At 67.5% G+C, this 22,313-nt stretch carries 13 protein-coding genes and 1 pseudogene; 5 read left to right on the top strand and 9 right to left on the bottom strand.

Annotation, left to right across the window (positions count from 1 at the left end):
• From ACWEFV_RS28215 to eccCa, 7 genes and pseudogenes are all read right to left on the bottom strand, one after another.
• Positions 1-3,986, bottom strand: a 3,986-nt coding sequence (locus tag ACWEFV_RS28215; RefSeq protein ID WP_450072590.1) for a WXG100-like domain-containing protein, incomplete at its 3' end; no start/stop codon positions are given.
• A gap of 56 nt (positions 3,987-4,042) precedes the next feature.
• On the bottom strand, positions 4,043-4,339 hold the full coding sequence (locus ACWEFV_RS28210) for a hypothetical protein (RefSeq protein WP_135459213.1): 297 nt from the start codon (positions 4,337-4,339) through the stop codon (positions 4,043-4,045).
• A gap of 4 nt (positions 4,340-4,343) precedes the next feature.
• Positions 4,344-4,808, bottom strand: a complete 465-nt coding sequence (locus tag ACWEFV_RS28205) for a YbaB/EbfC family nucleoid-associated protein (protein ID WP_450072589.1) — start codon at positions 4,806-4,808, stop codon at positions 4,344-4,346.
• A 251-nt stretch (positions 4,809-5,059) separates the two neighbouring features.
• Positions 5,060-6,472 (bottom strand): annotated as a pseudogene (locus ACWEFV_RS28200) (nucleotide-binding protein); the annotation flags it as partial.
• Positions 6,473-6,550: 78 nt separating this feature from the next.
• Positions 6,551-7,933 (bottom strand): type VII secretion-associated serine protease mycosin, encoded by a 1,383-nt coding sequence (gene mycP / locus ACWEFV_RS28195; protein ID WP_135459220.1) that lies wholly within the window; start codon positions 7,931-7,933, stop codon positions 6,551-6,553.
• A complete protein-coding gene (gene eccD / locus ACWEFV_RS28190; protein ID WP_450072588.1) occupies positions 7,930-9,366 on the bottom strand; it encodes a type VII secretion integral membrane protein EccD in 1,437 nt (478 codons plus the stop codon). The genes mycP and eccD (ACWEFV_RS28190) overlap by 4 nt, the downstream gene beginning before the upstream one ends.
• The gene (gene eccCa / locus ACWEFV_RS28185; protein WP_450072587.1) at positions 9,363-13,364 is read right to left on the bottom strand and encodes a type VII secretion protein EccCa; all 4,002 of its coding nucleotides are present in this window, start codon (positions 13,362-13,364) and stop codon (positions 9,363-9,365) included. Before eccCa ends, eccD (ACWEFV_RS28190) begins: the two co-directional genes overlap by 4 nt.
• Before the next feature lie 45 nt (positions 13,365-13,409).
• Between eccCa and eccD (ACWEFV_RS28180) the strand changes: the two genes are divergently transcribed.
• A complete protein-coding gene (gene eccD / locus ACWEFV_RS28180) occupies positions 13,410-14,915 on the top strand; it encodes a type VII secretion integral membrane protein EccD (protein ID WP_450072586.1) in 1,506 nt (501 codons plus the stop codon).
• A gap of 8 nt (positions 14,916-14,923) precedes the next feature.
• Here the strand turns inward: eccD (ACWEFV_RS28180) and eccB are convergent, their stop codons facing one another.
• Positions 14,924-16,423, bottom strand: coding sequence for a type VII secretion protein EccB (eccB, locus tag ACWEFV_RS28175; protein ID WP_450072585.1), 1,500 nt, complete (start codon positions 16,421-16,423; stop codon positions 14,924-14,926).
• Between the two features lie 62 nt (positions 16,424-16,485).
• Between eccB and eccE the strand changes: the two genes are divergently transcribed.
• Both eccE and ACWEFV_RS28165 read left to right on the top strand, forming a co-directional pair.
• The gene (gene eccE / locus ACWEFV_RS28170; protein WP_450072584.1) at positions 16,486-18,189 is read left to right on the top strand and encodes a type VII secretion protein EccE; all 1,704 of its coding nucleotides are present in this window, start codon (positions 16,486-16,488) and stop codon (positions 18,187-18,189) included.
• A gap of 15 nt (positions 18,190-18,204) precedes the next feature.
• Positions 18,205-18,891, top strand: coding sequence for a DUF5336 domain-containing protein (locus ACWEFV_RS28165; RefSeq protein ID WP_450072583.1), 687 nt, complete (start codon positions 18,205-18,207; stop codon positions 18,889-18,891).
• Here ACWEFV_RS28165 and ACWEFV_RS28160 read toward each other — a convergent pair.
• On the bottom strand, positions 18,839-19,975 hold the full coding sequence (locus ACWEFV_RS28160; protein ID WP_450072582.1) for an acyltransferase family protein: 1,137 nt from the start codon (positions 19,973-19,975) through the stop codon (positions 18,839-18,841). The genes ACWEFV_RS28165 and ACWEFV_RS28160 overlap by 53 nt on opposite strands.
• Before the next feature lie 74 nt (positions 19,976-20,049).
• Here ACWEFV_RS28160 and ACWEFV_RS28155 point away from each other — a divergent pair, with 74 nt between their 5' ends.
• Together ACWEFV_RS28155 and ACWEFV_RS28150 are read left to right on the top strand one after the other, a co-directional pair.
• The gene (locus tag ACWEFV_RS28155; protein WP_135459235.1) at positions 20,050-21,519 is read left to right on the top strand and encodes a glutamate--cysteine ligase; all 1,470 of its coding nucleotides are present in this window, start codon (positions 20,050-20,052) and stop codon (positions 21,517-21,519) included.
• A gap of 18 nt (positions 21,520-21,537) precedes the next feature.
• The gene (locus tag ACWEFV_RS28150; RefSeq protein WP_135459237.1) at positions 21,538-22,221 is read left to right on the top strand and encodes a class I SAM-dependent methyltransferase; all 684 of its coding nucleotides are present in this window, start codon (positions 21,538-21,540) and stop codon (positions 22,219-22,221) included.
• Positions 22,222-22,313: the final 92 nt, after the last annotated feature.

Below are 22,313 nucleotides of genomic sequence, written 5' to 3'. Positions count from 1 at the left end.
GACAAATCCCCCCACCACCGCGCATTCGCCCGCGCCCGCGCCACCGCATCAACCACCGCCACCCGATGATCAGCCGGACTCACCAGACCCGAAGCGGGCACACCCAACTGTCCGAGCGCCTCCTCGGCAATCTCGCGGGCACTTCTCGTGTCGACGGGCTCCGTCGAGTTGACCTCGTTGTTCGACTCGGCCATCCACCGCGGATTCCACGGCCGGCGAGTTGTCCGGTCGCCTGAGGTGTTGGTATCGCCGTCGAGTCGTAGCGGCCGGCCGGCTGCCGGTTCAACTGTCCCCTCACGGGTTCCGATGAACCGCCGCGGCTGGGTATCGACAGTCCGGTGCTGCTCGGTGTCGACCCTGTCGGCATGGCCTGCCGCGATCCGACCGAAGTTGGCGAGCGACTCGCTGCGTACGGGTGTCGCACCGGTCCGGTCGGCGAAGCGGTAGTACGAGTTGTGTGTACCTCGGCTCACCATCCGATCCATATCCGAAGAGAACTCAGCAGTAATCCTTTGCGCACCAAAGGTTCTCATCGATGGATCGGCGCCCAAGCCGAACCCGAAGATCCGCCCGGACGAGCCCGGCGTCCGTCCGCCCAGAGCGGTGAACGGATCCCGCGACGACGTAGCGACGAATACGTTGTCCCCGATGCCGAATGCACTGGCTTGGCGCACCGGCCCGGTACCCGGAGAGCCCGCAAGCGTGACCGTTCGGATGTCGTTGGCCAGCCGGCCGTCTCGCCCGGCATAGCTCGCCGCGGTCGTGCCATATGAGTGGGCGAAGACATGGTTGCCGGTGAAATGGCTGCCGTCACCGGCAAGGGTGTCGCGGGCTGCGTTGAACGCCCGGATATCGCTGTAGAGGATCGCGCCCCCTTCGCGGGCGAGTCTCTGTCCGGCCGCGCGCCAACTACTCCAACCGCTTGGGGTGTCGTAGCCGAGCCACGCGATCGAGGCGGCCGACACTGTCGGGTCTTCCAGTCGGATGGATTGAAGGTGGTTGAGCGCGTCACCCATACAGGCGCCGATACGGTCGATCGTCATGCCCTGGCCGGGCACATGCCATGACACAGAATCCGCCAGATACGGATCAGCGCCGAAGCTGACGATCGCCCGCCCGTGGCCACCGAACTCAGACACATCCAAGGCCAACAGCATCGGACCGTCGACCCCGGCTTGCCGGGCTCGGGTTTGCGCGTCGGCGATCGAGCTCTGGATCCGAACCAGCCGGGCCAGCATCTTGCTCTGGCTGCGACTGAGCCGATGGCCGCTGTCCCGCCAACCCTCCAACTGCCGGCGTTGGGCCTCCAGGAGCTGCGTGTTCGCCTCATGGCGGGCGGCAGGCGGAATGCCCTCGGCGTTGCCGATCTGCTGCGGGTGCACGTCGATCAGGGCGCGCTGCTCAGGCCCGCTCAGCCCGGCCCACCAGGTCGCATTCGCCCGCGCCCGTGCATCGGCTGACTCCATCAACCCCAGCGGGTTTCGCAGGTCGCCGACATCGACGGGAGGTACGCGTTTCGCGAGTGCATCGTCGGCGATCTGGCTCTGCCGTGTGACATCTCGCCACTGCTCACCCGGCGACTGTTCCTGGGTGCCCTGCACGTCGCCCACCGCAATCGCCGCGGCGAGATCGTCGGGGCCGCTGAGATTACTCACCGGATTGCCCTGTGCGTCAAGGTAACCGACCGCGGTCGTCGACACCGCGTGCTCACCCCACGCCGGCGGCCAGCCCTGCCGCTCGCCGCGGTGAAGCAGGTAAACGTCCGTGCCGTCGAAGACAGCCACATAGGCGTGCCCGCCCTGGCGCTGCCCGTCGCCGGCCCACGCCGACGTTATGACCGCGGCCGAACCGGGTTTCATGCCCCGCAGCCTGGCCTCGATATCACGGTAGGTAGCGAAGTCGGCCCGTGACCCGGTGGCCTCATACAACGCCCGCGCAGGCATTCCGGTGGACGATGGTTCCCCGGCGACCTGGTACTTTTTGCCGAAGTGCCGCGACAGATCGTCGGCCGCGTCGAGCAGACAGTTCTGGTCGCCATGCGGCGGGCCGCCGGTGTCGGTGACCTCGGGCGCCACATCGGTAGTCGCGACATCCGGGCCGGCACCCTGGGCCGTCTCCTGGATCCGCGCAGCGGGAACGCCAGCGACCTGTGTTTCCGGGCCGGCGGGGCGCGCTGCCGGAGATGCCGGCTTTGGCTCCGTGGGCGTCGAATCAGGTTTTGCAGCAGTTGGTTTGGCGCTCTGCTCGGCTGTTGTCTGTGGGGCGTTGGCCGAGGCCGGCGTAGTGGCCGGCGGTACATTGCTCGTCGACGACGGTTGGGCGGCAACGATCGCCGGGCCCTGCTGATCGGGGGCTTCCGGCGCGGGAGCCTGCTGCACCTGTGGTGGATCAGCAGGCGCCTGTGCGACGTCTGTGACCTCGGGGGCAACCTGTGCACCCTCAACGTCTGGTGCACCCTCGAAGTCCTGAGCGGCATTGACTTGCCCGGTATCGGCCGACACCGGGTCGGCAGCTACTGCGGTGTGCGGCACATCCGTTGTCGCAACATGCGCCGCCGGGTTGGCGACTTCCTGGTCCGGGCTGAGCGAGGCCGTGTGCGCGGGCTCATCTGCGGGTGGGTCGGCCGAATCGTTGTTGTCGTGCTGTGTATTCGACGAGTGCTGTTCGTCCTGCGCGCCGACGGGCGCATCGTCGGATTCGTGCTTGGCGTTGGTATCGGTGTGGGTATCGGCGTCCGTATCGGCGTCTGCCTGATCCGGCGACTCATCGGAGTCCTGGCCCGTCGACTTGTCGGCCGCGCCGCGCGGTTCGGGGTTGCGGGACGCGGACTTCGAATCCGATTGCGGTGTGGTGTTATTCGTCTGGCCGGCGCCGGCGCGTCCCGGACTCGGCTTGGCGGGGGCGGCCGGTTGCCCGCCGGAATCGTTCTGCGAAGTTCGGTTGGTGTCGTTCTCGCCGTCGTTCTCGCTGTCCGGCCGGCCGGTGTCCAGCCGGCCATCCGGATCCTGGCCCCGCAGCCCGACGTTCGGCGCATCGGGCCGCCGGAGACCGGCCGGATTGGTCTGGTTGCCCTGTTGGGCCGGATGACCTCCGCCGATGCCTTTCAGACCACCGATGCTGGTGCTGGTGGAACTGGCAAGGATCGAGATCGTGTCGAATTCGCCGCCGACGGCCAACGTGCCGGCCACGTTGCCCGACACCCCGGCGGTGAACATGGTGGTCGCGCCCTTGGTCGCCGCGGTGAACCAGTTGCGAGCGGGTCCGAGCCCGTGCGCAATCGGGACGGCGGTGGCTCCGCCCGCTCCGCCACCGATCACGGAGGAGATCGCCGTCTGTTGGAACCGGTCCCACCGGTAGTTGGCATGTCCCTTGTTGGCCTGGATGCCTTGGACGATCCCTTCTTGGAGTAGTCCCTGCCCCAGCTCCTCCAAGGATTCCTGCACGGTTTCGTGCAGGAGCCGCTTCAACATCGTCTTGGTCAGCAGTTCGGCCATCTTCTCGCCGAGACGCCGAATCGCCCACATGATGACCGCACGTATCCACGCGATGGTCGTTGTCTCGATGACGGGGATCGCCGCCGTCGACGCCCCGTAGGTGGGACCGGCCATGGCGAGGCTGTACGAGATCTCAGCGGCGGCGAGCGCCAGCCCGACGATGGTCGACAGCTTGCTGTATTCGATCTCGGAGCTGAAATTGGTGGCGCCCTCACCCATTCCCGAGATGCCTTGGGCAAGTTTGTCCACCGTGTACTCGCCGTCGAACAGCATGGCGAACTGTCGATCCGCAGCATCGGCGGTGTCGCCGGTCAGTACCGACATCGTCTCACCGCGGACCCTGTTCAGATCCGGGACGAGGTCCTGCAGTGCTTCGGCCGCGGCCTGATAATGCTCGCCGATTCGGCGAGTTCGGGTTTCGCTGCCTTGCGGCCACTCACCGCCCGCGAGGTATGACACCCATTGGAGTTCGGGTGGGATCTGGATGTCCATAAGCGAATTGGTGTGGCAACAGGCCTATGTGGCGCACCACTCCATGCGGCAGACGACTACGGCTGGTCGTTCTGTTCGAAGGAGTCCGCGGAACCCTTCAAACCGTCCGAGTAGTAGTCGAGCAGATCGGTCTTGACCACCACCGAGCCGTCGACCCAATCCTTTTGCGCCAGATACCCGGCACTGCCTTTCGCGTACCCGTCACCCATCTTGTCGTCACCCCATGCGGCACCTTCGGCCATCAGATTGGCTTGCAGGGTGGACAGCACGTTCTTCATCCTGACGCTGACATCATTCAGGTTCCTCGAGGTCGCCCGCAGGTCAGAAGGTCCGACACCGAGTTCGTCAGCCATCGATTCAGCTCCTCACAGTGGGGAATGCGGATTCGTCCCGGTCGTCATCCTCCGGCTGGCCCACTCCGACGACTGCATCGTCGTTGCCGAACACGGATCTGGTCAGTTCGCGCAGATCGGGCGCGCTGTCGGCGAAGTCGGACAGTGACGGCATCATCCGGCGCCGTTCTTCGATCGGCATCATCAGGGCAGCCGACCGCTGCGCGACGAGCTGCGCCGCTGACTGCGCCGCCGCGGTCACGTGGCCGCCGAGTTCTTCGAGTTCGAACTCTTCGAGATACGACTCGTCGATGACGGTCTCGATGACATGACCGCGGGCGTCGACCGTCACCGCGACCAAGCCGTCTGCCTCCTCAGCACTTGCGGTGAGCTGCGCCTGCTCGCGCTGCACCGCAGCAATATCGGCCATCTGCTCTTGGACCAGGGCCAGCACCTCGGTCATCTGATGCCGGAGGGCATCGTTGCTCATTCGGATCAGTGTTCCAGATTCGCAATGGCGCCGCCACAGACTTAGTCGAATTCGATTACGGCTGACCATATTTGAGTGCGCGAACAATTACGCATGGCGAAATTGCCATCGTCACAATGCTGCTCACGCGTCAATTTGCCAACTCGTAGGGACAACCAAGGCCAACGGGTTGGTCCGCATTCCGCACAGATAGCTCACAGCCCCTTGGCGGATTCGCCGATACTTTGCCTCGATGCTCGAGCGCGGTGCGGTCACCGGTACTGGGGTGCACCGCGCAGCCGGGGAAATTTTTCCGCCACTGCGGCAGCCAGTTCCAGATACGCCTGGAGGGTGGACGGGTCCAGCAGGTCGAAGTCGACGTCGGCACCCTCGGCCAGGTGCGGATCGAACGGGATCATGTGCACTGAGCGGCAGCGCGCTTCGAAGTGTTCGTAGACCTTGTCCAGTTTCAGCTTCGCCGAACCGGGCCGGGATGCGCTGAGCACCACGTGCGCCTCGCGGACCAATGCCGAATGTCCGTGCTGCATCAGCCAGTCCAGCGTTGCCGACGCACTGCGGGCCGCGTCGATCGCCGGCGAGCTGACCAGCACGATCGCGTGCGCCAGATCGAGCACGCCCGCCATCGCCGAATGCATGATGCCGGTACCGCAGTCGGTGAGGATGATGTTGTAGTAGCGACGCAGGATGCTGACGGTGCGGCGGTAGTCGGACTCGCCGAATACTTCCGAAACCGCGGGCTCCTGCTCGCTGGCCAGCACTTCCAGTCGGCTGCCCGCCATCCGGGTGTGGCTGCGCACGTCGGCGTAGCGCTCGATGTTCGGGTCCGACAGCAGGTCGCGCACCGTGGACTCGCTCGACACATCCCGCACCCGTTCGGCGAGTGTCCCGCGGTCCGGGTTCGCGTCGACCGCGATCACCCGGTCGTGGCGCATCATCGACAGCGCCGAGCCCAATCCCAAGGTGGTGGTGGTCTTTCCGACCCCACCCTTGATCGACAGCACGGCGATCCGGAAGTCACCGGCGATCGGCTGGCGGATCTGGGCCAGCAGGTCGTCCCGCTCACGCTCCCTACGCGATTCTCCAGGGCTGACACGACCGGCGCTGGCCAGGTGCACGGCCCGGCGCCATCCGGAATGAGGTGCGCTGCGTGAGCGGTTCAGGATCCCGGCGTCGTCGAGCGAAGGCGGCACCGGCGAGTACTGCGGCGGCGGAGCCACACCCGGCGGCGGCAGAAGTGGCGGCAACGGCGGCATGAATCCCGGCGGCGGTAACGGCGGCGGCGGAGGTGGCAACGGCGGCGCAGGCATCGGTGGGACCGGCCGCGGCGGCGCGGGTAGCGGCGGAATCGGGATCAAATCCGTCGCCGGTTCCGGTTGAGGAGCCGGCACTACCTGCGGCTCAGGAGCCGGACGTTCAGGCGCAGGCTCCTCGAGGTCGAACCGTTCGGCGAACTCCCTTGATCCGATCGAGCTGTGCATCTGCCACGGCGGCGGGGCGAGCCGGCGGACCGGTGCCGCAGACGCGGGCGGCGTCGGAGGCGGAGGCGGCACCACCAAAGCATCGGTTGTGTCGTCGGCGGGCGACTTGGCGGTGTGGATCTGCCGGGCTGACCGTTGTGCCGCAATCTGTTCCAGCAGCGCGGCCGCCCGGGCCTCCACCTCGTCCAATTCGCCAGGAGCCAAGTCGTCGAGCGATGTGGGCTCGCCGATCGGCCGATTCTCGTCCGGCATCTTTCCCCTAACTCACCTGGTCCGTCGCCGGGCAGCAGCCACCGCTACCGCCGCCACCATCAACGCAAGACACGCCGCGGTGACGGTGAAGACGATCCTGCGGGCCCGCACATTACCCGGATCAGGTTGCGGTGGCCCGCTGATCGGTGAAGAGGCAGTGACATCGCGACCGTCGGCCCCCGGCGGGAGCTGGTAGGTCAGTGCCGCGACCGGGTCCACGACTCCATAACCCGTGGCCTGGTTGGGTCCATTCCCGGGGGTGCGGGCGGTGCGCTCGATCAGATCCTTGACCTCACCTGCGGTCAGGTCGGGATACCGCGACCGGATCAACGCCACCACCCCCGATACGAACGGCGTCGCGAAGCTCGTGCCGTTCAGCGGCGCCAGCCCCTGCTGGCCGAGTTGTGCGTTGCTCAACCCGGGCCCGCCCGGGTCCAGCGAGGTGACCCGCTCGCCGGGGGCGGCCACCGCTACCCATGGTCCGTGCAGGCTGAAGTCGGCCGGGGCGGCCGCCGTGGTCACTGCCCCGACCGTCAGGACGTAGTCGGCGAACCAGGCCGGGCTGGCGATGGTGCTGACGCTGCTCCAGCCCTTGTGCAACGGCTGGTTCGGATCATTCATGTTGTTCTGCGCGTTGCACATGCTCTGGGAGTTGAAGTTGCCCGCCGCCGCCACCACCACGACATTGCGTTCGTAGGCGTATCGCACCGCGCGGCCGAGCTCCCGATCGTCCATTCCGGCCGCAACCGGAGCGCAGGCCACCTCGGACAGATTGATCACCGTGGCACCGAGATCCACCGCCCGAGCGATCGCAAGCGCCAGCGTGTGTGTGTTGCCGTAGCCGATCGACGTCGCGTTCGGATCGTCGTTCTGGCTGCTGCTCGTGCCCGCGACGCTGTAGGCGCCGCTGTTCTGGCGGATGGAGAGGATAGAAGCCTCCGGCGCGACGCCGGCGAAGCTGTCACCGTCGGCGGGCACCGCGGCAATGATCCCGGCGACCAGGGTGCCGTGCGCATCGCAATCGACCAGGCCGTCGCTGCTCGACACATAGTCGCCGCCGGGTTCGAGCGCGGGAAGCCGCGGATGACGGTTGACGCCGGTGTCGATCACCGCCACCTTCTGCCCGGCACCGCGGGAAAAGCGCCAGGCCCTGCGGTATTCGAGCATCGCCTCGGCACTGGTCTGCTTGGTGAAGTCGGTGCCCGGCAGCACGCCGGTCGGAATACCGCAGATCGCCTTCAGTTCGGTGGGCTGCGCCGGTGCGACGGGCCCGATCGGCGGCGGACCGGGCTCGACGACGGGCGGCGTCACCGCACCGGCCGGAGGTGCACCGAAGCCGGCCAGCGCCACGGTCAGGACGACGGTCACCACCGCCGCGTGTCGCCGGGCGCTCACCAGCCGCCCAGCCGTTCGTACAGTCCGAGCGACCAGAGCGCCAGCGGGATCACCGCGGCCACAGCCAGATACTCGAGATACCCGGCGGCGGTCCGGATCCGGCGAACGTACGGGGCTGCGACCCCGGCGACGGCCAGCACCGCAAGCACGACGACGCCGGTGAGCTGCAACGTCCACACCCCGGTCTGGGCTTGCACACAGGCCATCAGTACGAGCCCCAGGGCGGGCACCGCAAGCGCGGCACGTTCCGGCCAGGTGTCGGCCCGACGGCTTCGCAAGGCCTGCACCGCAGCGCAGACCAGGGCGAAAGCGAATGCCGCCCAACCCGTGTCGGCCCGCATCGATACGGTGGTGCCGATCAGCGCGGTCGTTGCCGCACCGGCCAGCAGCCCAGAGCGGGTCAGCACCGCTGAATGCACGCGATCCCACACCTGTTCCGCGCTCGGCATCGGGGCGCCGGGCTGGGTCTGTACTGCCGACGTGGTGAACGGGTCGTCGGTGCGCGATGCGCCGGCCGACGCCACCGGATATTGGTCCAGCCGTGCCGTCAGCGCCGGCACCGCCAGGCATCCGAACACCGCGACCACGGCGACGACGGTGGCCACCACCGTGACAGGTGTGCCCAGGGCCCGGGCCGCGAATGCCGCCGTGCCGAAGCCCAGCACCACCGCCGTGGCGACGTAGGTCCAATGGCCGGCACCGATCGCACGATGGCAGATCGCCGTGAGCCCCAACAATATTGCGCACCCGGAGGTCAGGCCGACCGCACCGTGGGGCGCCGCCAGCACCCAGCCTGCTGCGGCACCGATGGCGATCGCCGGAGGACCCGCCGCCGCGGCGATGTCGGCCCTGCCGAGCACTCGGCGCACGAGTGCCGCGCCGGCGACCAGCGTCACCAGCATCACCGCCGCAGCGATCACGATCGCCGGCCGGTGCGCCGTCAACGCGGGTGCAAGCAGCAGGACGACCCATACCGCCGAGCACAGCCACCACCCGGCGAAGGCCATCATCCGCGCCGCGGAGGCACTCCAGGCCGCGTACGACGCCCGGTTCAGCCGGGCCGCGGCGTCCACCACGTCGTCGTACAGCGTGGGCGGCGACAGCGCACGGTGAGCCGAGAGTCGCAGTAGCTCACCGTTTTCCACCCCGGCCTCACGCAAGGTCCGGTCGGGCTCCAGCACACCGCTGCCGGCCCGACCCTCGCGACTGAGCGCCCAGAACGTCCGTCGCTCATCGCGATCGGCCACGTCGTCGCTGCGCTCGTCGTCGCGGGACCTGATCAGCCGGGCCAGCTCCGGCAGGAACGCCGCCACCGGGACGTCGGCCGGCAGCGCGACATCGAGTTGGGTGCGTCCCCCGACCACGGACACCCGGATCGCCTCGGGTGCCGCGGACACCACCAGCACCGCGCGAAGCTCCTCGACCCCGGTCACAGGTCAGGCATCCTGGACAGCTGAACCACGCCGCTGCGGGTGGTCCGCGAGACCAGCATGCCGCGGCCGGGGGGCATCGCGCCGGCCTTGTATCCGCCGAACAGCCCGCCCTCGTCTCTGCTTCCGCTCATCACCAAACCGTTGCAGGACAGGTCTTTCAGACGCCCGATGATCGGATCCATCATCGCCCGCCCGGCACCACCGCTGCGCCGCGCGACGACGACGCGCAGGCCGATGTCGCGGGCCTGCGGCAGATACTCCACCAGCGGGCCGAGCGGGTGGCTCAGCGATCCGCCGGGAATCAGGTCGTAGTCGTCGATCATCACGAACAGGTCCGGCCCTGACCACCAGGACCGCTCCTTGAGTTGCTGCTGGGTGATGTCGTTGGGCGGCAGCCGGTCTTTGAGGGCACCGGCCAGCGCCATCATCAGATCCGTACACGACTGCGGGGCAGTCGCGTAGCCGCCGAGGTACTCGTCCGGGACGACGCCCAGCATCGAGCGGCGGAAGTCGACCAGGATGATCTTGGCCTCGAGCGGGCTGGCGTTCTCCATCACACCGGCGGCAATGTTGCGCAGCAGACCGGTCTTTCCGCATTCGGTGTCGGCGAAGGCCACCAGGTGTGGTTGCGAATCGAAATCCAGGACGACGGGGGCCAGTTCTTCCTCGTTGATGCCGATCGCGATGCGGGCCTTGCCCAGTTGACCGGCATCGCGAGCCACCTTCACGACGTCGTCGCGGTTCACATCGTGCGGCAGCATCCGCACCTTCGGCGCCTCACGGTCCCCGTAGTGCGCGCGGACGGCCTCGACCGCCCCGGCCACTCCGGCGGGCAGATCCTCCACCTCCGAACTGGAGTCGAGCCGGGGTAACCCGATCAGAATGTGAAGCCGCTCGGAGTTGATACCGCGGCCGGGCCGTCCGATGGGCACCAGCTCAGCGGACCGCCGTGCCACCTCACTGTCGATCGGATCGCCGAGGCGCAGCTCGACGCGGGTACCGAGCATGTCCTTGACCGCGGGCCGGATCTCCATCCAGCGCGACGCGGTGATGGCCAGGTGAACGCCGTACGAAAGGCCCTGGATGGCCAGCGATTGGATCACCGTGTCCAGCGCCTCGAAGTCGCTCTTGATCGACGCCCAGCCGTCGATGACCAGCACCACATCACCGAATTTGTCCTGGCTCACGCCGCCTTGGGCCTTGCGCTGGCGGAAGTCCCGCATGGATTCGATGCCCAGTTCGCGGAACAGCTGCTCGCGGGACCGGAGCACCCCGGCCACCTCGGCGACGGTGCGCCTGATCGCGTCGGCGTCCATCCGGCCGGCCACCCCGCCGACGTGCGGCAGCTTCGCCAGGCTCGTCAGCGTGCCGCCGCCGAAGTCCAGGCAGTAGAACTGCAACTGCTCGGGAGTATGGGTCGCGGCCGCGGACAGGATCAGCGTGCGCAGCGCGGTGGACTTGCCCGACTGCGGCCCGCCGACCACCGCCACATTGCCCTGGGCGCCGGACAGGTCCACCATGAGCAGGTCGCGGCGCTGATCGTAGGGCCGGTCCACCACGCCCATCGGCATCCACAACCGGCCGTTGACATTCACCGGTGCCGACCAATCCGATTCCGGCAGAAGCTCGTTCACCGCCGGACTGTCATCGAGCGGCGGCAGCCACACCTCGTGCGCGGGCCTGCCGTGGCCGCGCAGCCGGCTGACGACCATACCGAGCAGCGTCGTCTTGACCGGTCCGGCCGGGGCGGAATCCACCTCGACGGGCAGCGCCGAAGGCGCCGGGCCGCGCGCGGGCACCGCGTCCTTCTTGACCGGCGTGGCGGTGAACAGCTTGGGCGCGAGTGCGCCCAACTGTGTCACCCGCCCGGTGCGGGCCGATATTCGCGGCTTGACGTACTCCCCCGACACATAGCAGGCATTGAACCGGATCGGTTCGGAGGCATCGCATTTCAGGAACGCCGAACCGGGGACGCTGGGTAGGTGATAGGCGTCGGGCACGCCGAGCACGCTGCGCGACTCGCCGGCCGAGAACGTCTTGAGGCCGATCCGGTAGGACAGGTGCGAGTCCAGGCCGCGCAGCTTGCCTTCCTCCAACCGCTGCGAGGCCAGCAGCAGATGCATGTGCAGCGAGCGGCCCAGCCGGCCGATCATCACGAACAGCTCGGCGAAATCCGGCTTCTGCGACAGCAGCTCGGAGAACTCGTCGACCACGATGAACAGGGCGGGAAGAGGTTCGAGGTCTGCGCCCGCCGCGCGGGCCCGCTCGTATTCGGTGACGTTGGGGAAGTTTCCGGCGGAGCGCAGCAACTCCTGGCGGCGGTTCATCTCGCCGGCCAGCGCGTCACGCATGCGGTCCACCATGGTCAGTTCGTCTTCGAGGTTGGTGATGATGGCCGCGATGTGGGCGATCCCGTCCAGACCGAGGAACGTCGCCCCGCCCTTGAAGTCGACCAGCACCAGGTTGAGCTGCTCGGGCGAGTGCGACGTGATCATCGACAACACCAGCGTGCGTAGGAATTCCGACTTGCCCGATCCGGTGGCGCCGATACACAGACCGTGCGGGCCCATCCCGCCTTCGGCGGCTTCCTTGATGTCGAGTTCGATGGGCTGACCGTTCGGGGTGATCCCGATCGGCACCCGCAGCCGCTCCCGCGGGGACCGCTGTCGCCACACCTGTTCCGGCACGATCCCGGCGGCATCGGGAATCTTCAACAGCGCCATCAGGCCTGGGTCGACCGCCCTCGAATCGGCTTCCAGGCTGACGATGTGCGCGGCGTTGGCCGGGCGGTAACGGCCGATCCGCCGTGCCGTGGTCTCGGCCTCGGGGATCGTGATCGTGTCCGGGGTGGCGAACCGTTCGACGCCCACCGCGGTACGCGCGGCGACGTCGTCGCCCTCGACGACCAGTTGCAGGCTGCGCCGAGCCGACCCGCCTGGACGCAGGCCGTTCAGGTCCAGCAGCGTCACACTGTCCAGCCCGGCGTCGGTAATCAACTGCTCGTCGCCGGTGACGAATCCGTCGTCCAGCACGACGACGAGCTGTTTGAGGCCCTGCGTCGGCTGTGCGTTGCGGGTGAACCGGCCGCGTTCGGCCAGCTCCGCAGACATCGCGGTCTCCATCAGCTCGAGCGTGGGGAACAGCAGCCGCATCGAACCCATGCCGTCGCGGGTCGAGGCATGCTGCGCATGGGGCAACCACTTGACCCAGCTCCAGTTCTCACCGTCGGGGTTGGCCGTGACGATCGCCACCTGCACATGGTCCGGACCGTGAAAAGTACACAGCTCCAACACCATCGAGCGCACCAGCTGCTGCGCGAGCTTGCGCTCCCCTTCGAAGGTGATCGTGGGAAACGCCCGCAGCGACACCGCGGTAGGCAGCGCATGCACCACCGAGTGGGTCTTGACGAACCGGCGCAACGCCACCGTCGACACCGGTTCCAGGTCCTCGGGCGGGCCGGTCTCGGGCGCCATCAATCGCGTCGCCAACCGGTGGGTCCCGATACCGACCCGGATATGGCAGTAATCGGCATCGCTGGGCCGTCGCTCCCACATGCGCCGGGTGCCCACCACATCGGTCAGCGCGCGCGGATCGGGATGGCTCCATTCCAGTGCCGTGCGTTGTTCGGCCCCGGTGGTGTCGGCTTCCTCGCGAAGATTCGCCAGGTAACTGAAGTAGTCCTTGCGTTCCTCGTTGAGCTCGGCGGCGGCTTTGCCATTTTTGTTCCCGCCGCCCATGAACATGCCGACCATCGACATGACCATCATCATCGGAAAGAGCAGGAACATCGGGCTTCTGGCCATGTCGCGGCCACCGACCGTGATCATCAGCGCGATCATGCCGATCACCGCGACCAGCATCACGAACGGCATCAGCCGCATGAACAGATTGCCCGGGATGGCCCGCGGCACCTCGGGCGGTGGGGCCAGGTTGACCTCGCCTCCGGGCATCCGCGGCGGCGCCACCCGAAGGCGGCGGACGAACCCCTGCGTACTCAACCTTCCCTCCCCGGAAGCTGCTGGGCCGGATGCTGGGTATTGTTCGTGTCGAGCAATCCCATTGCGCAGGAGGCCGACTGGATTGTGACCCTACTTGAGTCAGAGCTTGATCAAGAAGCCGAACCCGAGCTGAGCCGATTGACCCTGGTGGTCGGCGAACTGAACATCGACGTCGGGTTGCCTGCACACGTCAGCATCGCCCAATACATTCCCGATGTCATCGATATCGCGAATGAACAGATCACCGCGCACGACGCGATCATCGAGTTCGACGCCGCCGACGGGCGGTGGACCCTGGCACCGCTCGGCGGTGAACCGATCGCCCCGCACCTGTCCATCGCCGAGGCGGGCGTCCATGACGGCGACCTGTTGATGATCCGCGCGGTCGGCCAGCCGGTCAGCCCGTTGTTGTTCGACGACGTCGACGACACCCACGACACAGCGGCCGGCACCGTGGCGAGCTGGTTCGCGGACAACGCCAACGTGTTGGCCGGGTTCGGTGTCGCCGCGGCCGCCGCCGTGACGCTGGCCGGCGTGACGGCACGGTGGACCGCCCAACCCGCAGTGCCCGCGGCGGTACTGGCCCTCGGCGTGATGGGGATGCTGCTGGCCTGCCTGGTGGCGCACCGGCCGGGGTTCGCCGCGGCGCCGGGCTGGATCACCGCGGTCTCGACGCCACTGGTCTTCGCGGGCTCGCTGTACCTGGTACCCGACGGTTCCGGCGCCACCTCCCTGCCGATGGCGTTCGCCCTGACCGCTTTCGGCGCGCTCCTGGTGCTGCTCGTCTCGGGCAGCGGATCCGCGGTGTACACCGCGATCATCGCGGCGTGCGCTTTCGGCGGCGTCAGTTCGACGGCAATGTTGCTGTGGCAGCCACCCATCCGCGCGGTAGGTGCTTTGCTCGCCACCGTGGCCGTTATCGTCGTCTACCTTGCCCCGCGGGTGACGATCGGGCTGTCGAAACTCCCGATCCCACGGGTGCCCACCGCCGGTGAGCCGCTCGATGACATCGAGACCCAGGGTGGCCCCACCGTCGAGGGCGTCAACGCGATCGGCAAACAGATCATCCCCACCGAGGAAGACTTGATCAGCCGGGTTCGGCGGGCCAATCAGCACCTCACCGGGATTCTCGTCGCGGCCGCGCTGGCCGCCCTGGCCGGTTGTTATCTGGCCGTGGACGTCAGCAACGGGTTCTATTGGCAGGGCACCGTTTTCGCCGTCATGGTGGCGACGGTGCTGTGCCTGCGCGGTCGCGGCCATCACGACCTGGTGCAGTCGGCGACGCTCATCGGCAGCGGGCTGACCATCGCCGTCGCCGTGGTCCTCAAGACCGCGCTGAACGTCGAGGGGTGGCAGGCCCGCGCCGCGGTCGTGCTGCTCGTCCTGATGGTGCTGATCCTGGCGTGCGGGCTGGTCGCACCCCTGCGCGAGTTCTCCCCGGTGGCGCGGCGTCAGGTCGAGATACTCGAATACATCGCCGTGGGATCGCTCTTCCCGCTGTGCTTCTGGATCATCCGGGTCTACGCGTTCTTCCGCGAGATGCGACTGTAAACGGCTGGTCAGCCGGTTGACACCTTGCTGCTGTCCGGGTCGGCGGCCATCCCGTCATGGGCGACCAGGGCCGCCTCCTGAGACAGCTCCGGCCCGGGCGGCAACAGCGACAGCACCGGCCAGGGTGCCCACTGCGGGGCGTTGGCCGGGCCGTCGGGCACCTTGACGCCGCTGACCCCGAGCACCTCGGCCGTCGGCAAATCCTTGATGTGGTAACGCACTCCGGTATCCGAGACGTAGAACAGCTGTCCCGCCGAGCGGCTGTCGGGATCGTTGCCGGTGGCCTGCACGTACTCGCCGGCTCCCGGGGTCAGGTAGACCGAATCCGCCCCCGGCCCGCTGCCGTCGGCGCTGGCCAGCCGGACCATCTGCGCTCCCTCGGCGGTGGGCAGCCGGTGCCCGACCAGCAGCCGTACGTCCGCTCCAGCATCGGTGTTGGACCGCTGCCAGCCCATGCACACCACCCGATCGGGATTGGGCGACACGATCCGCGGCGACACCAGCGGGTAGTGGTCGATCGGCAGCCGGTGCACGGTCGGCACCTCGGCCAGTGTTGCGGGCGCGATCTCGTCGATCTCGCCGGTGGCCACCTCGCCGGACGCGCTGTAGCGAATGATGTCGGCGGTGGCCTGCGAGACAGGCTGCAGACCTTCACGCAGCACGACGTAGAGCTGTTCACCTCGCGAGTCGACGGATTTGACGATGGCGCCCACCGGGTGGTCCGGTCCGAGCAGGCCGGGCTCCCCCGAACCCTGGATCAGCACCGGCGTGATCGGGTCGACCAGCGGGAAGGTGTTGAGCACGGACAACGACATTGGCCGTGTTGCCGCGCCTTGGAGGTGAAGTCCGTTGACCAGGACCGGATCTGACACATCGATCGGGGCCCGTACACCGCGGTAGACCAGATAGGTGGTGCCGCCGGTTTCGGTGAGGATCGCCTCGGCGGAGTCGGCCGGGCGAATGCCGCCGTCGAGCACCGGGTCATTGGCCAGCACCGTGGTCTGCAGGCTGGGCGTGCCGGTGGTTTCGGTGACGGCCGGCATCTGCAGGTTGTCGCAGACGGTCCACGACGACGTCACCAGGTCGTCGCCGCGGTTGATGCTCGCGGGCGCGCCGACGATGCCGACCATGGGCCCGCGCGGTACGGCGTCGAGGAACTTGTCGTCAACCTGCTTGGGGCTGTCGTTCCTGCCGACGATCAGCCGGGCCGAGGCCAGATTCAGCACGGGGTGGATCTGGTCACCGATCCGGACGAACGGCGCACCGCTCGATTTACTCAGCACGATCTGCGCGTCGCCGATGTTGGGTGCCGGTTTGAAGAACGCCATCACGGCCGAGGCCCCGGTGATCAGGACCGCGATCACCACCCCCACGATCAGGGCCCGCATCTGGCCGCGCATCGGATCGTGGATCATCCGCGAATCGCCCCGGATGAGTGCGTGCTCAAGCCGGCGGATCAGGAAACGGTAGCCGTTCACCTGTGCGCGAGTGGTAACTTGCGCTGGCATGCGTAGTGTTTAGCACGTCCGCACCACCTCGACATGACGTCCGAGCGCCTATTCGAAAAGCGATGCGTCCATTGACTTTCGCAGCAAAGCTGACCACCGCCGGCGATACCGGCCCGCAGCGGCTCGTCCCCCTGGCCGACCTGATCGTCCTGCAAATACTCGTCGGTGCCGGCATCGTCGTCGCGCAGCAACTGCACCGGCCCGGCTGGCAGGGCGCGGCGGTGGGTCTGGTGGCGGCGCTGTTGCTGGTTGCCCCGGTCGTCAAGGGCACGACAGCACCGCGGGCGCTGGCGCTGCGCGGGAGGTTTCTGCGGAATCGACGGCGACGCGCGGGCAAGACCGAGCCGGGTTCCCTGCCGACCGAACCGTTCGACGTTCCGACCTCCGACGGGTTGCAGATCGGATTCCGTTGGAACGGCTCGACTTTGCTGTCATTGCTCAAGATCGACGAAAACCCCAGGGCTCTGACCGTTTTGGAGCCCGGGGTCACAGTTTCCGGTGAGATGGTTCCCGTGCAGGCGCTGCTGGACTGCCTGCGCCAGTTCGACATCACGCTCGAATCCATCGACATCATCAGCCAGGGCGCCCGCTCGGCCGGTCACACCGACGTCGCCGCCGTCTATGACTCCGTGCTGGGGCCGCTGCCCGCGATCGCCCAGCGCACCGTGTGGATTGCCGTGCGGTTCAACCCGTCACGCTGCGCGGAGGCGGTCCGGCGCCGGGGCGGTGACCGTGACGGCATCCTGCGCGCCGCCACCACTGCGACCCGTCGCGTCGCCAACCGGCTGGCCGAGGCGGGCCTTCAGCCCCAGTTCCTGTCCGCCAGCGGCATCGCTGCGGCCACCAATCAGCTCAGCGACGGCATCAATCTCGGCACCGTCGAAGAAACCTGGGAGGACTGCCGCGAAGGCCACTTCCGGCTGTCCAGCTTCGCCGTGCAGCCGAACATGCTGACCACGGCGGGACTCGGGCTGCTGTGGACGGTACCCAGCTACTCCACCACCGTGTGCCTGTCGCTGCGCGAGGCCCCCGATCACGGCACCGACGAAGATCTGGTCCAGGTCCGCGGATTGGTCCGCTTCGACAGCGACGTGCGCGTCCCCACCCAATTGCGCGGTCTCATCCCGCTGCACGGTCAGCAGTTTTCCGCGCTGGCCGCGACGCTTCCGATCCCGACGGTCCCCGGGTCCGACCACATCGAGCACTGGGCGTCCGGCCTCCGCGGTGATGCGCTCAGTGATCTGGCGTTGCCGGCCTCGGGCTGCGGACAGGTGATCGGCGCCGACCAGGAGGGCCGCGCGGTCGCGCTGCCGCTGTTCGGCGCTCAGATCCGCCGGGTGGAGATCGTCGGCACGCTGCACCTGGCGCAGCAGGTGGTGCTGCGCTCGCTGGCGTTGGGCGCCCGGGTGCTGGTGCACAGCCGGCGTCCGGCGTTCTGGCGCGACATGGTCGACGTGGTCGGGCGCCATGACCTGCTGTGGGTTGCCGACTTCAACCGGCGCGCCATCCAGGCCGGTGCGGAGCGCAATTACACCGTCGAGATGTTCGACGGTGTTCCAGAGCAATCAGTCCGGATCGGGGTCACCACCATGGTGCTCGCCCCACCGAACACCCCCGCCGGCCACGCCGACGTGGTCCTCGATCTGATCTCACTGGAACACGACACGGTCAAGGTCAGCACGCAGGCCGGTTCGGCGGTGGTCACGATGGTCGCCACCGACGACGAGATGCGTTATCTGAGAGCGTCCGCGAATAGCACTGACTGATATGAAGGAGTGATCGTGGTCAATCCGCTTCATCGCAACCTGTCGATCGCGGTGGTGGTGCTGGGTCTCGTCGGCTACTGCGTGAGTTTCGGACCGGCCGCCGACGGCGGCGGCAACGACTGGCACGTCAGGTTCGCCGCACTGGCCGCCCTGGCCGCCGCAATCGGTTTGTTGCCCAAGCAGACTGCCCTCCCATGGCTGCCCGCCGTCCTGGCCGCCGCGGGTTTTCTCGATGCCTTGTCGAGTGTCCTGACCTCCTCCTCGGGTTGGGTGCTGACGACCATCGCGGTGCTCAACGGACTGCAGGCCGTGGCGGCCGTCGCGGCGATGTGGCTGGCACCGGAGCCACCGGCCGCGGCCACTGCCGCCGGCGGCTACGAGGCCTATCTCGACTACTACAACCAGGCTGTGCAGCAGTACTACCAGCAGGGCGCGGTGGCACAACAGGATTCGTCGCAGCACAGCAGTTACGGCCAGGCGTATGGCCAGGGTTACGCCCAGTCGCAGGTAACCCAGCAAGCACCGCAATACGGCGATTATGCCGATCTGCTGTCGCCACAACAGGATTACGGCCGGGCCGCGGCTGCGGCTCCGGCCCAGCCCGGTGGATCCCTGCCCCCGCCCGGGCGGGCCGGGGCAGGCCCCGTGACTAACCGCGCGGCCGAGTCAGCCGATGTAACAGCCAGGCGAACGGCACCGTGAACACCAAGGTCACGATGAACAACACCGTGGCCGATCCGGTGTAGACGTGCCAGCCCAACACGAACGCCATGACCAGGTCCATGGCGACCACGTGTAGCAGGAATACCTCGTAGGAGATCTCGCCCAGCCACACCATCGGCCGGCTGCCCATCAGCCGCGCGTAGAGACCGTTCCCGCCCAGCGCCAGCGGGGCCACCACGAGTGTCGCGATGATCGCGTAGAACATCGTCTTGGCCAGGTCCTCGGTCAGGTCGAGGGATACCGCGGTGGTGATCCCGGCGATCGGGGTCGAAACCACCAGATAGCAGGCCAGCGCCAGGGGCAACGCCGCCATCGCATAGCAGCGCACGCCCATCGTGCCCAGCACGGCCAGCACCATCCCGCCGACGAACCAGACCAGATAGTGCGGCAGCCAGGCACCACCTCCGACCGGCATCCATTCGGTGTTGTGCAGCAGCACCAGCCACACCGGGCTGACCGCAGCCAGGACAGTCAGCCCGGCCAATAGCAGAACCGGCCGAAAACGCCTGCGACACAACACCACCAACAGCAGATAGGCCAGCAGAGGCAACACGGCGTAGAACGCGACCTCCACCGCCAGGCTCCACATCTGGCTCAATCCCTGGTGCAGGTACTCCGCGAAGTAGTTGTCGCCGTAGATCTGAGTCAGGGTCAGGTTGCGTAGCAGGCCGGGCCACGTGTGTCCGGGATTCGGCTGTACGGGCCGCAGTTCGTAGATCCCGTAGACGACGAGGACCGTGACGACGTAGGCGGGCATGATGCGGCGGAACCGATTTCGCGCATAGCGTCGGGTGCTCGGCGCGTCGGCCCCCGAGGCCGCGGCCTGCACCCAGGGGCGGAACAGCAGGAGCCCCGAGAGCACGAAGAAGATCGCCACCCCGACCTCGAGGCGGGCGCTCATCAGCCCCAGGTATCCGTGCGAGAGCAGGCCGGTGCCGTACGCCGCGTGGGTTCCCATCACCGTCATTGCGGCGACCGCGCGCACCCCGGTGAGTGATGCGACGCGATCGACGTGCGAGACCTGCTCGAGCCCGCCCTGGTCGTCCTCAACCGCTGAGGTCATCGGTCGGCCTCCGCCTCCGTGGTCATTTGGCCATTCTGCTGCGCGCACGCCCGTTCGCGTTGTTGCATCGCGGTGTGGGTGAAGAGGTCAAGAACACCGAGTTCAGCCGCGCGCACCGGCAGGAGTACCGGCGCAAGGTGCAACTGTGCCTCGACGTGTTCGAAACCATGCTGTCCCGGTCGAGTTTCGAGTTCGAGCGCCCGCTCACCGGCATGGAAATCGAGTGCAACCTCGTCGACGATGAGTACCAACCCGCGATGACCAACCAGGAAGTGCTGGCATCGATCGCCGACCCGGCCTATCAAACCGAATTGGGCGCCTACAACATCGAATTCAACGTCCCTCCACGACCGTTGCCCGGCCGAGCCGCGCTGGACCTTGAGGACGAGGTGCGGCTGAGCCTCAATGCCGCCGAGGCCAAGGCCAGCGAGGACGGAGCGCACATCGTGATGGTGGGCATCCTGCCGACCCTGATGCCCGAGCACCTGTCGGACGGTTGGATGAGCCAGTCGACGCGCTATCAGGCGCTCAACGACTCGATCTTCACCGCCCGCGGCGAGGACATGCCCATCGACATCTCCGGGCCGGAGCGGCTGAGTCTGCAGTCGGCGTCCATCGCGCCGGAGTCCGCATGCACCAGCATGCAGCTGCATCTGCAGGTATCCCCCGCCGATTTCGCCCGCAACTGGAATGCCGCCCAGGTGCTGGCCGGCCCGCAACTCGCGGTGGGGGCCAATTCACCGTATTTCTTCGGTCATCAGCTGTGGGCCGAGACCCGCATCGAGCTGTTCACCCAGTCCACCGACACCCGGCCCGATGAGCTCAAGGCCCAGGGCGTGCGGCCGCGGGTCTGGTTCGGCGAGCGCTGGATCACGTCGATCTTCGATCTGTTCGAGGAGAACGTGCGGTATTTCCCGTCGCTGCTACCCGAGCTGTCCGACGAGGATCCGGTCGCCGAGCTCGCCGCGGGCCGGGCGCCTCAGCTGGCTGAGCTACGGCTGCACAACGGGACGATCTACCGGTGGAACCGCCCGGTATATGACGTGGTGGGCGGTGTTCCCCACCTGCGGGTGGAGAACCGCGTGCTACCGGCCGGCCCGACCGTGGTGGACATGCTGGCCAATGCGGCGTTCTACTACGGCCTGCTGCGAACGCTGTCCGAGGAAGACCGCCCGTTGTGGACCAAGATGAGCTTCGCCGCGGCCCACCACAACTTCATCGAGGGCGCCCAGAACGGCCTGGACGCCCGGCTGTACTGGCCCGGTCTGGGCGAGGTGACGCCCGATGAGTTGGTGCTGCGCAGGCTGCTCCCGATGGCGCACGACGGGCTGCGCCGCTGGGGTGTGGCGGGGGAGGTGTGTGACCGCTATCTCGGGGTGATCGAAGGTCGCGCCAAGACCGGACGGACCGGGTCGACGTGGCAGGTGGCTACCGTGCAAAAGCTGCAGTCACAGGGGTTGACCAGGCCCAAGGCGCTGGCCGAAATGTTGCGGGAGTATGTCCAGCGTATGCACAGTAATGAGCCCGTCCATACGTGGGATTGAGACGCGTACGTTGGAGGAATGACTTCTGGACAGGTCTTGGACTGGGACGGCGCGTACAAGGGGGAAGCAGGTTTCGAGGGCCAGCCGCCGTGGAATATCGGTGAGCCGCAGCCCGAGCTTGCGGCGCTGCACCAGGCCGGGAAGTTCGAGAGCGACGTGCTCGACGCGGGCTGCGGCCATGCCGAGTTGTCACTGGCGCTGGCGTCGGACGGCTACACCGTCGTGGGGCTGGATCTGAGCCCGACGGCGATCGCGGCGGCCAATCAGGCTGCGCAGGTGCGCGGGCTGTCGACGGCCAGCTTCGCCCAGGCCGACATCACGTCGTTTACGGGTTACGACGGCCGGTTCAACACCGTGATCGATTCGACCCTGTTCCACTCGCTGCCGGTCGAAGGTCGCGACGGATACCTGCAATCGATCCGCCGGGCCTCGGCCCCGGGTGCGCACTACTACGTACTGGTGTTCGCCAAGGGCGCGTTCCCGGCCGAGTTGGAGACCAAGCCCAACGAGGTGTCCGAAGACGAACTGCGCGCCGCGGTGTCGAAGCACTGGGAGGTCGACGACATCCGGCCGGCCTTCATCCATGCGAATGCCGTCGCGATGCCTGCCGATGTTCCGTTCGAGTTGCCCAAGCACGACTTTGACGAGAAGGGCCGCATCAAGTTCCCGGCATTCCTGCTGACCGCACACAAGGCAGGCTGAGATAGGCCGCCGCGTCAGAGCGGTGGCCGCACTGGTGCCGAATCGATTTGGCACCCGTCATGCGTGTCCGTATCCTGGTTGGATTCCTCGCA

The sequence above is a fragment of the Mycobacterium sp. NPDC004974 genome, from assembly GCF_053600815.1.
The sequence above is the reverse complement of the archived record's forward strand: the minus strand, read 5'-3'. Positions and strand labels throughout refer to the sequence as shown.